Source organism: Teichococcus wenyumeiae, assembly GCF_003696345.1.
Classification (GTDB): Bacteria; Pseudomonadota; Alphaproteobacteria; order Acetobacterales; family Acetobacteraceae; genus Pseudoroseomonas; species Pseudoroseomonas wenyumeiae.
Window position 1 is genome coordinate 1 of sequence record NZ_RFLX01000060.1, and the last position, 13,600, is coordinate 13,600.

Genomic DNA, 13,600 nt, shown 5'->3' on the forward strand with positions numbered 1-13,600 from the left:
TGGTCCTCGTCGCTTGCTGATCCATCAAACACCTCCAGCTCAAACTTTGCCTCTGGGTGTCCACGGAAGCCAAGGAGGATCAACCCGACGACCTCGGCGCGCATCGCTGCATCAGCTACCGCCACACCTCGTCGGGGGCGCTCCACCGCTGGGAGTTTGTGCGCGACGGCGAGATGTTTGGGCGTGCGGTACCCGAGACCTTCATCACCAACGATGTCGACCTGATGCGGGACGCGGCACTATCCGGGCTAGGCATCGTGTGCCTGCTGCGCCTTCAGGCTGCCCCTTATTTGGCAGACCAATCGCTGACCGAGGTGCTGCTGGGATGGGCGCCGGTGCTGGCCGCCAACCACCTGTATTACCCGAGCCGCCGCCAGCCGAGCGCAGCGTTCCGTGCCTTCCTAGAGGTGATGCGGACTTGAAGAAAGTCCCAGGCTTGGGCAGGTGCTGGTGGCGGCTGCCGCTCTGTCAGATCCAAATGCGCCAGGTCCGCTTCTGAGCCAGAGTGCGGATAAGCACATGTGTAGCGGTCGGCTGGGTTCTCGCCGCTACCGAGTCATTGGGCAGCAGGGTAGAGCTCGCTATACACCCAGAAGCGGAGACTTCTGGGCGTGGTTCTGAGTACCTCAGGCTGCTCGGCTAGATATTCGGGTGAAGGTCACGGACCGGGCTAGCTGCCTCCAGCAGGGCGGCGAGGTGAAGGATCGTCGACTCTGCCAGCCAGCTGGCCACCAGTTGCACGTTGATGGGGAGCCCTTCCTGGCTCGTGCCGAACCGGATCGACAGACCCGGAAGTCCGGTTACGTTCAGCGGCACGGTGGCGCCTTGCAGGTAGGTGGCATCCACGATCTGGCCGTTGATGGTGAACTGCGTGACGCCATGCTTGTGGGCCGGGATAGGCAGGACCGGAGTGATCAGGGCGTCGTAGCGCGAGAAGTAGTCCGCGTAGCCATCCCGCAGACGCTCGGCCGCCTGCTCGGCCTCGATGTAGTCCTTCATGGAGGTGTCGGGGAGGGAGAGCATGGTCCTGGCCATCTTGTAGAGCTCATCTTTGCCTCGCCCTGCGGTCGCCTCCGCGAAGGCTGGCTTCATCTCCATCACGTGCAGGCGGTTGAACACGTCGAGGGCGAAGTCGCGCTCCAGCGCCGGAATGCGCACCGGCTCGACGAAGCAGCCCAGACCCTTGAGCGCCTCCGCCGCAGCCTGGACGGTCGCCGCCACCTCGGGGTCGATGGGCCCAAAGCCGGGCTCGACCAGCCAGCCCACCCGCAGCGGCCGATCCGGCGAGGCCCCTGTCCCGGCGTCGAACCCGCGGGGGACCGAGGAATAGCCGTCCGCACCGTCAGGTCCAGCCAGCAGCGAGTGAGCGAGCGCGAGGTCGCGCACACTGCGCGCCATGGGACCGACATGCCAGAAGCGGCGCGGTGCGCGCGGCCAGATGCCCGTCATCGGCACGCGCCCGTGCGTTGCCTTCAACGAGGTGATCCCTGTCTGGGCCGCTGGGCCCCGGACCGAGATGGCAAGATCGGTACCCAGACCCAGCGGCGACATGCCCGCGGCGATGGCGGCCGACTCACCGCCGCTCGAGCCGCCCGGCGTGCGGCCCAGGTCCCAGGGGTTGTTCGACCGGCCGGAGAGCAGGTTGTCGCTCTCAATCCAGTAGGAGAACTCCGGAAGGTTGGTCTTCGCGAGCAGGATGCCGCCAGCCTTCTTCAAGCGCGCGACGCTGGTGGCGTCGATGTCGGGAACGCGCCCCTTGAAGATAGGCGAGCCGCGCTGGGTCAGCACTCCGGCGGTGTCGATCGAGTCTTTCACCGAGAAGGGCACGCCATGCAGCGCGCCGAGTTCCTCGCCCGCAAGAACGGCGCGTTCCGCCGCCCTCGCGACCTCCAGCGCACCGTCGGCGACGGTCACCACGGCATTCACCTTCGGGTCAACCGCTGCGATGCGGTCGAGATGCGCCTGAACGACCTCAACTGGGGAGACTTCCCGGGTCCGGATCATTTCCGCCAGCTTCGTCGCGTCGGAATAGAAGAGGTCTGAGTTCATCAAGAGCACCTACCTAACGTTCGATAGGTAACCCTAGGGCTTCCAATCCGGACGGTCAAATCCTATCTAACGCTTGTTAGGTTCAGGAGCCGAGGGCAGTGAAACAGCGAGCCGGTGATGCGGGTGCAAATGCGCGGGAAGCCATCCTGGCAGCGGCCCGCAAAGCCGCGCAGGCCCATGGCTATGGCGGCCTGAACATCCGCGCTCTCGCGGACGGGGTCGGCATCAAAGGGGCGAGCATCTACTACCACTTCCCCAGCAAGGCCGATCTCGGCGCGGCGGTCGCGAGGCGCTATTGGGAGGATTCAGCGGCGGACCTCGACGCCTTATGGGGCGAGACCTCGGACCCACTCCGCTGCCTGCACGACTACCCCGATGTGTTCCGCAAGTCCCTGGAAAGCGAGAACCGTCTCTGCCTCTGCAGCTTCATGGCCGCCGAGTACGATGACCTGCCGGATGTCGTGAAGCGGGAGGTGCAGGCCTTCGCGGATGTCCATGTGGCATGGCTGAGCAAAATGCTCTTCGCATCCTCCGTGGTCAGTGCCGGCGAGAGCGGGCAGCGGGCACGCTCCATCTACGCCGCGGTCGCTGGCGCCCAGCTGATGGCGCGGAGTCGGTCGGACATCGCGCTCTACGATGCCTTGATCGATGGGTATCGCGCAGCCGGGCTCCTGCCGACGCTTCAGCGGACCCTTCCAGAGCCCGGAGTTGACCATTGATCCCGGCGGCTGGACCCAGCCCGCGATCCTTCGATCAGGTCTTCGCCGAAGGCCGCCTCTCCCTGGGCGTGGTTCTGCCCGTCCGGCGCCAGCCTGATGCCCCGATCGACTTCAGGGAGCAGATCGCGCTGGCGCGACGGGCCGAGGAGCTGGGTTTCGCGGCCATCTGGGTCCGGGACGTGCCGCTGAACGGGCCCTGGTACCCCGAGATTATCGGCCATCTCGACCCGTGGGTCGCGCTGGGTGCTGTCTCGGCTGTCACGCGCAGCATCGCGTTGGGAACCGCCGCGACCGTGCTACCTCTCCGTCATCCCTGGCACCTCGCGAAGGCGGCCGCGTCCGTCCAGGCCCTCTCGGGGCAGCGCCTGCTCCTCGGGCTGGGCTCGGGCGACCGCCCTGAGGAGTTCGCCGCCTTCGGGCTGCGCTCCGAAGACCGCAGAACCTTGTTCCGGGAGAAGTGGGAGAAGCTGCAGGGCGCACTCCTGCATCCGCAGTCCTTGCCAGGCCTGCCCGACAGCTTCGAACTACGCCCCACGGATTTTGTGCCTCCACCGCTCATCGTTATCGGCTCGGCAGGCCAGAGCCTGGAATGGATCGCCCGCCATGCGGCCGGATGGGCGACCTACCATCGCGAGCCGGAACAGCAGCGCGACCGCCATCACCTTTGGCGGCGTGCTGTCGATGGCGCGGCGCCAGGGCAGTTCCGCTCGTTCAGCGTGGCCCTCCACCTCTCCATAGAGCGGGGTAGCGGTGCGGCAACGGCGATCCCTCTCGGCTACCGCACCGGTGAGACAGGGCTGGTTTCCATCCTTGCCGAACAGCGGGATCTCGGGGTCCACCATCTCATGTTGAACCTGGAATCCAGCACACTGGAGCCAGATGAAAGCCTGGAACTTGTGGCGGCAGCCGCTGCTCGCGCGACAGGGACCTCATCCTGAAACTATCGGGGCATGGGTCCGGCGACCGACGAGGAGCGCCCCATTCCAAGCCCACTTCCAGCCTGAGGAGACTTCGCTTGGGCGCCAAGCCGACCTGACCATCAGAGCGGCTGGCTCATCAGTCCCGTCGCTACTTCGCTTATGAGCGATCGCAGCCAGCGGTGCGCCGGATCGTGCCGGTACCGCACATGCCAGGCCATGTCGACCGGGAAGGTTCCGAGGTCAACCGGCGGAGGCAGGATCTTCAGCCGAGGATCATGTGCCAGGCGGCGGCAAATCAGGTTGGGCAACGTCGCGCAGTAGTCGGTCACGGCGACCATTTCGGCGACCGCGAAGAAGTTGGTGACCGAGATGGCCACGTCGCGCTTCAGCTGTTGCCGTGCCAGCGCCTGGAACAGCCCTGCCCGCATGCGGCCGGGGGGCACCACATTGACATGCTTGAGCCGCTCAAACTGCTCGCGCGTCATGCTGTCACCGATCTCCAGATGGTCTGCCCGCACCACGCAGGCCAGTCCCTCATCCAGCAGGTGCTGCACCACGAGGTTGTCAGGCGGATCGACGATGCGGCCGAGCACCAGCGCGGTGGTGCCGGAGATGACGCCGGTTTCCACCAGATCATTGCTGTACGGGGTTAGGCTCAGCCTGATGCCAGGGGCGACCTGCTGCAGCCTCGCCACAATGGCGGGCACCAGCACGAATTCGACATAGCCATTGGGAGCGATAGTCAAGAGCCGCTCGGCCTTGGCAGGGTCGAACCCCTGCTGGCCGAGCACCGCGTCGTCGAGCTTTGCCAGCGCTCTGGCAATGACGGGCACCAGTTCCAGCGCGACCGGGGTTGGCTGGATGCCATAGCGTTCGCGGATGAAAAGCTGGTCTTGCAACATGGTTCGGAGGCGTGCGAGCGCGTTTGACAGGGCCGGCTGGGTCATGCCCAGGCGCTCGGCGGCACGTGTGACGCTGCGCTCCTCCATCAAAGCCACAAAAATCGGCAGGAGATTGAGGTCGTAGCGCACGACTTATAATGTCATCATTATACCTAGAATAAATACAATAAAATTCTGAAATGTTTCCGGTGAGGCCAAGCTGCGCTCGTCCACAAGGATGCGGACAGTGCAACGGAGGCTGAGATGACTAAGGGAATAGTGCTTGTGACCGGCTCGAACGCCACACGGATCGAGCTGCGGGGCGGCGGCTCAGCCGTGATCGGTCAATATCTCAACGAGACGGTCGTGCCAGCCATGGCGCTGATCGAGGCTGGTTACCAGGTCGTGCTCGCCACGCCGGATGGGACCAAGCCGCACATCGATGAGGCATCGGACTCGCCGCAGCATTTCGGAGGCGATGAGGCCGCCTATGCACGCGCCAAGCGGTTCTACGCCGACGATCCTGCCATGAATCAGGTGCACAGGCTGCGGTCGGTGGTCGATGACGGGCTGGACAGCTATGCCGGCCTGTTCGTGCCCGGTGGCCACGCGCCCGCCGTCGACCTCATGCAGGATGCCGACATGGGCGCGGTCCTGCGCCACTTCCACGAGGCCGGAAAGCCGACAGCGCTGCTCTGCCACGGACCGGTCGCCATGGCCGCCGCCATGCCGCGTGCCCGCGAGTTCCGCGCCGCGCTGACCGCCGGGGACATGGCTAGGGCGGCCGAATGCGCGCAGGGCTGGCCTTACACGGGCTACCGGATGACGGTTTTCTCGGCCAGCGAGGAGCGGGCCGCCGAGGAGCATCTCCTGCACGGCAAGCTGTACTTCGACATGCCCCAGGCGCTGCAGACCGCGGGCGGCACGGTGACCAGCAATCCGGCCGACTTCGCACCGAATGTGGTGGTCGATCGCGAGCTGATCACCGGCCAGAACCCTGCCTCGGATCATCTGCTTGCCGCCAAGCTGATCGAAGCGCTCGACCGGCGGCTTGTCACGGCGTGAGAACACGCATGACTGGCGTAGCGCTCCTCTCACGCTCCGCCAAACCGGCTTATCCGAAGGGGAACAGCAACATGTCCCATCACGTAAAGATCATGGCGATCCTCGCCGCCCGGCCGGGCAAGGCTGCGGAGCTGCGGAGCTGCGGAGCTGCGGAGCTGCGGAGCTGCGGAGCTGCGGAGCTGCGGAGCTGCGGAGCTGCGAGCTTTACTCAACGGGATGACTGCCGCAAGTCGCGCGGAGCCGGGTAACTTGCGCTACGACCTTTGGCAGGATCAGACCGACCCTGGCCGGTTCGTGCTCGACGAACTCTACGTCGACGGTGAGGCGGTCGCGGCGCACCGGGCAACACCGGACTTTCAGATTATCTCTCGACCATGAACGACCGCACGGAGCGGACCGTCATGGCGCTTGATCCCGTGACAGCGGCCTGACGCAGCCAGGTCGGCTCACCTTGCTCAACTCAGTCCCCCATTTTCAAGGAGAACCACCCCATGGAACGTAGGTCTTTCGGCATCCTCACCCTCGCGGCGGCCGCCGCAACTATCCTTCCAGCGAGAGCCGCGGAAAAGGCGGTCTCCATCGTCCTGGTCCACGGCGCCTTCGTCGACGCTTCGGGTTGGCGGGCTCTGTACGACATCCTGACGAAAGACGGGTACGAGGTCCTGGTTGTCCAGAACCCGACGATCACGCTCAAGGATGACGTGGCCGTCACCCAACGCGTGATCGCGAAGGCGAAAAACCCTGTGGTCTTGGTGGGCCACTCCTATGGTGGCTCAGTCATCACCGAAGCCGGCAACGATCCGAAGGTCCGCAGCCTGGTGTACCTCGCGGCCTTCGCTCCGGATGTCGGGGAGTCGGTGGCCAAGCTGGCCGAGAACCCGGTCCAAGGTGAACCGCAGGCACCGCTCCTACCACCGGAAGACGGCTTCCTGATTGTCGATCCCGCCAAGTTTCCTACCGCGTTCGCCGCTGACGTCGACGCTGCGACAACCGCATTCATGGCGACGGCGCAGGTTCCGTGGGGGCTGAACGCTGTAGGAGGCGTCATCACCCAGGCCGCGTGGAAGTCAAAGCCCAGCCACTTCATGATCGCGACGGAGGACCACATGGTGCCACCGACCGCCCAGCGCGCGATGGCCCGGCGTGCCGGCAGTTGGACGCAGGAACTCAGGAGCAGCCACGCCGTCATGATGTCGCATCCTGACGAGGTCGCGGCTTTCATCACAGCCGCAGGTGAAGCAATACGCTAGCACACCCTAAAGGTCGACGTGAATGCGATCACGCCCACCCTGCCGTGCAAAGCTTCCGGGTTCATCACTTTGAGCGGTCCGCTCCGGGATTGGTGAGTGCGATCCCGGTGTCCATTTCACCCATCAGGGAGACACACCGATGCTCAGTGCACACCTGGCTCTCGATCACTCAGATGCACAGGGCATGATCTGCGCCGCCCAAACCGCGGCGAGTGCCTTTGGCGTGCCGTACTGCATTGCCGTGGTCGACGCCGGTGGGCATCTGCTGGCCTTCGCGCACCAGGACGGCGCGTCGATCGGATGCGGCGCCCTCGCCATCGGCAAGGCACGTACAGCGCGCCTCTTCGATAAGCCGACGGAGACAATCAGCGGTTCTGTTGCATTTTTTGTCGTCTGGCGCGATCGCGGCCAAGCTGGAGTATGGCACGACGACAGTTGGCGAAGCTCCGGGCGGATCTGACCTTCAAAGGCCGGCAGTTCACCGCCGAGGTGTTTCTCTGGGCGGTGCGCTGGTACCTGATGTTCCCAATCAGCTACCGCGACCTCGAACACATGCTCCAGGACTGCGGTGTCGACGTCGCGCACACTACCATCTTTCGATGGGTCCAGGCCTATGCACCGGAACTGGAGCGGCGGCTCCGGCCTTATCTACGCCTGTCCAACGGATCGTGGAGGGTTGACGAGACTTATGTCCGGGTGAAGGGCCGCTGGATGTACCTGGGATGGTGCAGCCGACAGCCGTGGTCAGACGATCGACTTCCTGCTCTCGGCCAAGCGGGATGCCGAAACTGCGAAGCGCTTCTTCCGCAAGGCACTCGGGCAGCCGCATACGGTGAACCCGCGCACCATCACGGTGGACAAGAACCCGGCTTACCCTTGCGCCATGGCGGAGATGAAGGCAGACAATGAGCTGTGGCGCTTCGCGGCTACGACAATGCAAGTTTCTCAATAACATTGTGGAATAAGCCACCGGCGCGTGAAACGCCTGGACAGACCAGGGCTTGGCTCTGGCGGTTTCTATACGGCACGACGTGCACTGGCAGGCTACGAGGCAATGGCAATGATCAGGAAGGGGCAGGCACACGAGGTAGGCGGACAAGGCATGCGGCCCAAGCCACCTGTGTGGCCGAGTTGTTTCAGATCGCCGCCTAATCCGAAGCCTACCGCGGCCGTTTGCGACTTGCTGCGAACTTTGCAACGGAACCGTCCAGCCAGTAGTCCACCAGCCGGAAGCACAGATCCCGCTGCCCAAAACTCCTCCCGTCGAGCGGGTGCCCGGGCATCGTGAGCCGGTGGTGAACGCCGGAGGATCGTACGATGGCTCCGCAGTATTCCCAAGTAGTGCATTCGCCTTCCATCTTCACCAGGCGAGGCTCGTGATGCGGGATCAGATCGGGCATAAGGAAAATCCAACGCCGGCACGCGAAGGGCATCACGCAGCCAATTGTGACGGCCGTCGCGAAGCCAAAGCGTCGAGCGCGATAAGGGAATTACCGGGCCTGCTTGGCTGCCGTGGATGTCGCAGATGGGTGGAGGCTGTGTGAAAACGCAGCGGCGCTAAGTAACTGGAGAACAACCTTCTACGCAGACTTCCTTTCAGCGCTTCAGATGATGAGAAAGCGCCTGTCATGGGTGGCAACGGCCAGCCAGGAGAAACACATTCCCCTGCTGCTGCCGGGGCCTACGTTTTCACACAGCCTCGGTGGACAGCAGACATAGACGCGCAGCACAGCTGCTGCACGCTTTGCGCCTACATCGGTCATCTGCGGCAATCTCAACGAGGCTTAGAAGCAGACGTATGGCTCTGCACTTGATATGTGCGGCAGATCAGAGCCACACGAGTTCATGGCAGGCGCTGTCCTCCTTGGGATTGACTCACTTTTCTGATCCTTGTGTCCCGCGGATCCAGCTTCTGTCCAGCGGATGAACGAAGTTCGATGGGCGGCACCGGCGTGAGGCCGTCGTTCTCCACAAGCGTCGAATGCCGCTCGCCAGGTGCGAAGAGGTTCGCCTCGCCCCACTGACGCAGGGCCACGATCACAAGGAAGAGCGAGCGTCCCTTCTCGGTCAGTACGTACTCCCCGTAGGCGCTGGTGTCCGAAGCGGGTGCCTGCTCCAGCACGCCGACGGCCACCAGATGCCGAAGGCGTCCGCTGAGGATGCCCTTGGCGATCCCCAAGCCCTTCTGGAACTCGCTGAACCGCCGCACGCCATCGAAGGCATCGCGGACGATCAGCAGCGACCACCAGTCACCGATGGCATCCAATGCCCGCGCCACCGGGCATTCCGCGCCGCTCATGCTCACTCGCTTCACCATTCAGGTCTCACCGCCCATGACTGCATCTGGTCTCATAATAGGACTAGAATCGGAGATCCTCCCATGGACAGCGAGCAAACGGCGCAAGCAACCAGCGCCACGGGCATGTACGAACCCGTGAAAGAACCACCTGCTTCCAGCCTGCCGCCGAGTTTGATCCTCCTTCTGGCGACCTCCTGCGGACTCGCTGTCGGCAATGTCTACAATGCGCAGCCGCTTCTGGGGGCCATCGCGACCGACCTCGGGATTCCGCTCGGTACTGTTGGGATCATCGGAACGACCACACAGGTCGGCTATGGACTTGGCCTGGTGTTCATTGTGCCGCTTGGCGACGTGCTCAACCGACGCAGCCTCGCTCTCTGGCAGTTCATCCTCTCGGCCGCCGCTCTCCTCGTGGCGGGCTTCGCGGGCACCCGGACGCTGTTTCTCGTCGCAGCGGGAATGGTCGGCTTGCTGGCCGTCGTGGTTCAGGTTCTTGTCGCCTTGGCTGCGTCTCTCGCGGCGCCAGAGCAGCGTGGCCGCGCGCTCGGGCTGGTTACCAGCGGCGTGGTGACAGGAATCCTCGCGGCCAGGGTTCTCGCGGGCTTCATCGCGGACATGGCGGGTTGGCGTGCGGTTTACTTCGTCTCCGCGGGCGCCATGATGGCCATGGCCGCGCTGCTGTTCCGCGCCCTGCCGCAGCAGCCGGAGACGAGGGTCCCGATAGCCTATGCAGGGTTGCTCCGCTCCATGGCGAAGTTGCTGCGGCGGGACAACACCCTCCAGTTGCGGGCGGGCTTCGCGTTCCTGATCTTCGCGACGTTCAGCACCTTCTGGACAACCGTGGCCCTGCCGCTGGGCCGAGAGCCTTTCATGCTTTCACATGCTCAGGTAGGCCTTCTCGGGCTCGCAGGCATGGTCGGCGCCCTGACCGCGGGCGGTGCGGGGCGGCTGGTTGACCAAGGGCTCGGAACCACGGTCACAGGCGGTGCCCTCGGTCTCATGCTGCTGTCCTGGCTGCTTCTCGCGATGCTGCCGATCTCGCTGGGATGGCTGGTGGGTGGAGTGATCCTCCTCGACCTCGCCGTCCAGGCGGTGCATGTCACGAACCAGAGCCTGCTGGTATCCCAGCGGCCCGAGGCGGCCGGGCGCCTCATCGGGATGTATATGGTCTTCTATTCCCTGGGCAGCGCCACCGGCGCGATCACCTCGACGACTGCTTATGCGCAGGCAGGCTGGCCAGGCGTTTGTTCGCTGGGTGCGGTCTTGAGTTCCGGCGCAGTTCTCCTCTGGATCCTCACATCCCGGCGTCGCCACGCATGAGGTCAAAGTGCTCCCCCACTAGCATACACGGCTGTGCTGTGAGGCGGCGAGCGCGTCCGCTTGGGCATGTCGGCCTGCCGAGAGCCGCTGTTTCGCTATCGGCCAGACCCGGTCATGACGGCTGTGCGCCCATACCAGTCGTAGGCAGCGCGCACCCGACGCTCCTGAAAGCAGATGAAGCACACCCGGCCCTGACAGACTGAGAAGGGGGGCCACCGTAAGTTCGGTTGGCCGGACAGGGAATGCTGGACGGGCCGGTGCTGGGCGCATTGTGATGACCCGGGCTACCCGACCGCCGCAGCATCTGGCCCGGCCAGGGCGAGGTCCAGCAGCGTCTCCAGCGCCGGGCGCAACGCGGCTTCTGCCGGGGCGGCCAGGGCCAGGCGCACGGCATCCGGCGCATGGCCCGGGCCGGCCGCGAATTCCGCCGCCGGCGAGACCGCGATGCGGTGCCGCGCCGCCGCCGCCACGAATGTTTCCGCCCGCCAGGGGTCGGGCAGCTCCAGCCAGAGGTGATAGGCGCTCGGGTCGCCGCGCAGCGTCAGGCCGCCGCCGCCCAGCACCTGCTGCGCCAGGGCGTTGCGCCGTTGCGCGTCCTGCCGCTTCCGCAGCACCAGGGCATCGACGCTGCCGTCCTGCATCCAGCCCACGCCGGCCGCCAGCGCGAAGCCCTGCGCGGCCCACCCACCGAGCCGGAGTGCCGCAGCCAGCCGTTGGCGCAATGCGGGCGGGGCCGAGAGGAAGCCGAGCGTCATGCCCGGCGCCACGCGCTTGGAGAGGCTGTCCACCAGCACCACCTGCTCCGGAGCATGGGCCGCCAGCGGCGGCGCCGCGTCCGCGGACAGGAAGCCGTAGACGGAATCCTCAACCGCGGTGATGCCCAGCGCACGGCACAGCGCCGCCACCTCCTGCCGCCGCGCAGGCGGCATGGTGGTGCCAAGGGGGTTGTGCAGTTCCGGCTGCAAGTAGAGCAACCGCAGCGGATGCGCCGCATGGGCCGTGGCGATGGCATCGGGCCGGACGCCCTGCTCGTCCATGGCCAGCGGCACGATCTGCAGCCCCAGGCGCGCGGCGACGCCCTTGCCCAGCGAGTAGGTCATGGCTTCCAGGCCGAGCCGCTCCCCCGGCGCGATCAGCGCCGTGAAGCAGGCGGACAGTGCCTGCTGCCCACGCCCGGCGAAGAGCAGGCTGTCCGGCTCCGGCATCCAGCCGCCCCGCGCCATCAGGCGCGCGGTGGCTTCGCGCGACGCGGCGTCGCCCACCACGCTGGCGCGGGACAGCAGGGGCTGCAGCGCGCCCGGCGTCGCCAGGCGCGCCAGGGCTGGGGCCAGCAGGCTGCCCTGGTCCGGCAGCACGCAGAAATTCACCTCCAGGTCGACGAGGCCGCCAGGCGTGGCCTCGGCGGCCGGAACGGGCGGAAGGCCCTGGGCCGCGCGCAGGAAGGTGCCGCGCCCGACCTCCCCCACCGCCACACCGCGCCGCACCAGCTCCGCATAGACCCGGCTCGCGGTGGAGGGCGCAATACCCTGGCGATGTGCGTAGTCGCGGCTAGGGAGAAGCCGGTCGCCCGGCCTGCGCCGCCCGGCGGCGACGTCCTCGGCCAGGCTACGGGCCAGCGTGTCGGCCAGGATGCGGAAGTCGGTCATGGAAATATTGTACTCGGAACAATTGCGATGTTGAAGAGCAATTACCGCCCATGGCAATCAATCCTGGAGAGCAATTTGGAGCAACATCGTGCAGGTCGGAGCAATCTCTGGTTTCAGGCAGATGGACGGCGCAGTGGCACAGCCGCTGCGGCGCATCTTGGGGCTGCTGGCGCTGTGGCATCGTCGGGCCTCGAGCCGCACCACGCTCCGCGACCTGCCGCCGGAGCGGCTGCGCGACATCGGCGTCACGGAAATGGATGCTGCGCGCGAGGCCGCGCGGCCCTTCTGGGAGGGTTGAGCATGACGGATCGATCCTACCGCTACGTCACCCTGGACGTGTTCACGGCGCAGCGGTTCGGGGGAAACCCCCTGGCGGTGCTGCCGGAGGCGGAGGGGCTGAGCGACGCCGAGATGCAGGCCATCGCGCGCGAGTTCAACTTCTCCGAGACCACCTTTGTCCTGCCGCCCGCCAATCCCACGCATACGGCACGAGTGCGCATCTTCACGCCGACCAAGGAAATGCCCTTCGCCGGGCACCCGAATATCGGCACCGCGACCGTGCTGGCCTGGGAAAGGCTGGCACGGGGCGAGGCGTTGCCGCAGCCCTTCCTGTTCGAGGAAGTCGCGGGGCTGGTGCCGGTCGCCGTGCGGGTGGAAGGCGGCGCGGTGTTGGATGCCGAGCTGCGCGCGCCCCTGCCCCTGTCGCGCCTCGCCATGCTGGACCCTGCCGGCTTGGCGACCTGCCTGTCGCTGGGGGCGGAGGATGTCGTCACCGCGGCGCACCGGCCGCAGGTTGTCTCGGTGGGCGCGCCCTTCGTGGTGGTGGAACTCTCGGGACTGGAAGCGCTGGGGCGTATCAGGCCCAATCCCGTGGCCTGGGATGCCGTGCTGCCGCGCGACGGCGCGTCCGCCATCTACGCCTATGTACGCATGTCCCGCGACACGCTGCGGGCGCGGATGTTCACCCGCAGCCTCTACGAGGACCCTGCCACTGGCAGCGCCACGGCCGCCGCCACGGCGCTGCTGCTGGCCCTGTTCGGTGAGGCACGGATTGCCCTGACCGTGCACCAGGGCGTCGAGATGGGCCGCCCCAGCCTGCTGCAGGCAACGGCCTGGCGGGATGGCAAGGGTGTCGCCGCAGGCGTGGCCGGCGGCTGCGTGCCGGTGATGCAAGGGCGTCTGCGGCTGTAGGACGCATCCCAAACGGCCGCGCTACGCTGGCGCGCCACATTGGGAGCCGGATTGCTTACGTGTCTGTCAACCTGGTCCGGAACGTCGTGCGTCAGTCGGAGGGCTACCGGATCGCGCCGGCTTGGACGCTGTTAGCAGCGCCGTTGGGGCTCGCGGACCGGAGAGCAGCGAGCCAAACTAGGCTCAGGACTCCTTGATCCAGAAGAGGACGGTGGCGGCGAGGCAGATGGCGGACATGAAGGTGTGGACGCAGCGGTCAT

14 protein-coding genes and 1 pseudogene are annotated in these 13,600 nt (G+C 65.9%); 11 read left to right on the top strand and 4 right to left on the bottom strand.

Annotated elements, in window-relative coordinates; all coding sequences use genetic code 11:
* Positions 1–56: 56 nt before the first annotated feature.
* A complete protein-coding gene (locus tag EBE87_RS26030) occupies positions 57–422 on the top strand; it encodes a LysR substrate-binding domain-containing protein (protein ID WP_158600971.1) in 366 nt (121 codons plus the stop codon).
* Positions 423–639: 217 nt separating this feature from the next.
* Here the strand turns inward: EBE87_RS26030 and EBE87_RS26035 are convergent, their stop codons facing one another.
* The gene (locus EBE87_RS26035; RefSeq protein WP_120639802.1) at positions 640–2,049 is read right to left on the bottom strand and encodes an amidase; all 1,410 of its coding nucleotides are present in this window, start codon (positions 2,047–2,049) and stop codon (positions 640–642) included.
* Positions 2,050–2,147: 98 nt separating this feature from the next.
* On the opposite strand from EBE87_RS26035, the gene EBE87_RS26040 reads away from it, so the two are divergent.
* Together EBE87_RS26040 and EBE87_RS26045 are read left to right on the top strand one after the other, a co-directional pair.
* Positions 2,148–2,768, top strand: coding sequence for a TetR/AcrR family transcriptional regulator (locus tag EBE87_RS26040; protein WP_120639792.1), 621 nt, complete (start codon positions 2,148–2,150; stop codon positions 2,766–2,768).
* Positions 2,765–3,706: a TIGR03571 family LLM class oxidoreductase gene (locus EBE87_RS26045; RefSeq protein WP_199707684.1), complete on the top strand. Its 942-nt coding sequence runs from the start codon at positions 2,765–2,767 to the stop codon at positions 3,704–3,706. The genes EBE87_RS26040 and EBE87_RS26045 overlap by 4 nt, the downstream gene beginning before the upstream one ends.
* Before the next feature lie 101 nt (positions 3,707–3,807).
* On the opposite strand, the gene EBE87_RS26050 is transcribed toward EBE87_RS26045, so the two are convergent.
* A complete protein-coding gene (locus EBE87_RS26050) occupies positions 3,808–4,719 on the bottom strand; it encodes a LysR substrate-binding domain-containing protein (protein WP_120639793.1) in 912 nt (303 codons plus the stop codon).
* 135 nt (positions 4,720–4,854) lie between these two features.
* Between EBE87_RS26050 and EBE87_RS26055 the strand changes: the two genes are divergently transcribed.
* From EBE87_RS26055 to EBE87_RS26075, 5 genes and pseudogenes are all read left to right on the top strand, one after another.
* Positions 4,855–5,634 carry a type 1 glutamine amidotransferase domain-containing protein gene (locus tag EBE87_RS26055; RefSeq protein ID WP_199707686.1) on the top strand — a complete coding sequence of 260 codons (780 nt, stop codon included), beginning with the start codon at positions 4,855–4,857 and terminating at the stop codon, positions 5,632–5,634.
* Between the two features lie 195 nt (positions 5,635–5,829).
* On the top strand, positions 5,830–6,012 hold the full coding sequence (locus tag EBE87_RS26060) for a putative quinol monooxygenase (RefSeq protein ID WP_267898284.1): 183 nt from the start codon (positions 5,830–5,832) through the stop codon (positions 6,010–6,012).
* Positions 6,013–6,125: 113 nt separating this feature from the next.
* Complete coding sequence (locus EBE87_RS26065; protein WP_120639795.1) at positions 6,126–6,884, top strand: alpha/beta fold hydrolase; 759 nt, start codon at positions 6,126–6,128, stop codon at positions 6,882–6,884.
* 139 nt (positions 6,885–7,023) lie between these two features.
* Positions 7,024–7,344, top strand: a complete 321-nt coding sequence (locus tag EBE87_RS26070; RefSeq protein WP_120639796.1) for a GlcG/HbpS family heme-binding protein — start codon at positions 7,024–7,026, stop codon at positions 7,342–7,344.
* Positions 7,305–8,036: pseudogene (locus EBE87_RS26075) on the top strand (IS6 family transposase). Before EBE87_RS26070 ends, EBE87_RS26075 begins: the two are co-directional and overlap by 40 nt.
* A 691-nt stretch (positions 8,037–8,727) precedes the next feature.
* Here the strand turns inward: EBE87_RS26075 and EBE87_RS26085 are convergent.
* Positions 8,728–9,183, bottom strand: coding sequence for a winged helix-turn-helix transcriptional regulator (locus EBE87_RS26085; RefSeq protein WP_233553348.1), 456 nt, complete (start codon positions 9,181–9,183; stop codon positions 8,728–8,730).
* 81 nt (positions 9,184–9,264) lie between these two features.
* On the opposite strand from EBE87_RS26085, the gene EBE87_RS26090 reads away from it, so the two are divergent.
* Positions 9,265–10,503, top strand: coding sequence for an MFS transporter (locus EBE87_RS26090; RefSeq protein ID WP_233553349.1), 1,239 nt, complete (start codon positions 9,265–9,267; stop codon positions 10,501–10,503).
* 284 nt (positions 10,504–10,787) lie between these two features.
* Here EBE87_RS26090 and EBE87_RS26095 read toward each other — a convergent pair whose 3' ends face one another.
* The gene (locus tag EBE87_RS26095; protein ID WP_120639799.1) at positions 10,788–12,149 is read right to left on the bottom strand and encodes an aminotransferase-like domain-containing protein; all 1,362 of its coding nucleotides are present in this window, start codon (positions 12,147–12,149) and stop codon (positions 10,788–10,790) included.
* Between the two features lie 121 nt (positions 12,150–12,270).
* On the opposite strand from EBE87_RS26095, the gene EBE87_RS26100 reads away from it, so the two are divergent.
* Both EBE87_RS26100 and EBE87_RS26105 read left to right on the top strand, forming a co-directional pair.
* The gene (locus EBE87_RS26100; protein WP_120639800.1) at positions 12,271–12,447 is read left to right on the top strand and encodes a DUF1127 domain-containing protein; all 177 of its coding nucleotides are present in this window, start codon (positions 12,271–12,273) and stop codon (positions 12,445–12,447) included.
* A gap of 2 nt (positions 12,448–12,449) precedes the next feature.
* On the top strand, positions 12,450–13,340 hold the full coding sequence (locus EBE87_RS26105; protein ID WP_120639801.1) for a PhzF family phenazine biosynthesis protein: 891 nt from the start codon (positions 12,450–12,452) through the stop codon (positions 13,338–13,340).
* The last annotated feature ends 260 nt before the right edge of the window (positions 13,341–13,600 follow it).

What these genes read in the sequence shown, in the direction of transcription:
- EBE87_RS26035 (WP_120639802.1), bottom strand. Translation starts at nt 2,049, where the DNA reads ATGAACTCAGACCTCTTCTATTCCGACGCGACGAAGCTGGCGGAAATG.
- EBE87_RS26095 (WP_120639799.1), bottom strand. Translation starts at nt 12,149, where the DNA reads ATGACCGACTTCCGCATCCTGGCCGACACGCTGGCCCGTAGCCTGGCC.
- EBE87_RS26085 (WP_233553348.1), bottom strand. Translation starts at nt 9,183, where the DNA reads ATGAGCGGCGCGGAATGCCCGGTGGCGCGGGCATTGGATGCCATCGGT.
- EBE87_RS26065 (WP_120639795.1), top strand. Translation starts at nt 6,126, where the DNA reads ATGGAACGTAGGTCTTTCGGCATCCTCACCCTCGCGGCGGCCGCCGCA.
- EBE87_RS26105 (WP_120639801.1), top strand. Translation starts at nt 12,450, where the DNA reads ATGACGGATCGATCCTACCGCTACGTCACCCTGGACGTGTTCACGGCG.
- EBE87_RS26070 (WP_120639796.1), top strand. Translation starts at nt 7,024, where the DNA reads ATGCTCAGTGCACACCTGGCTCTCGATCACTCAGATGCACAGGGCATG.
- EBE87_RS26100 (WP_120639800.1), top strand. Translation starts at nt 12,271, where the DNA reads ATGGACGGCGCAGTGGCACAGCCGCTGCGGCGCATCTTGGGGCTGCTG.
- EBE87_RS26090 (WP_233553349.1), top strand. Translation starts at nt 9,265, where the DNA reads ATGGACAGCGAGCAAACGGCGCAAGCAACCAGCGCCACGGGCATGTAC.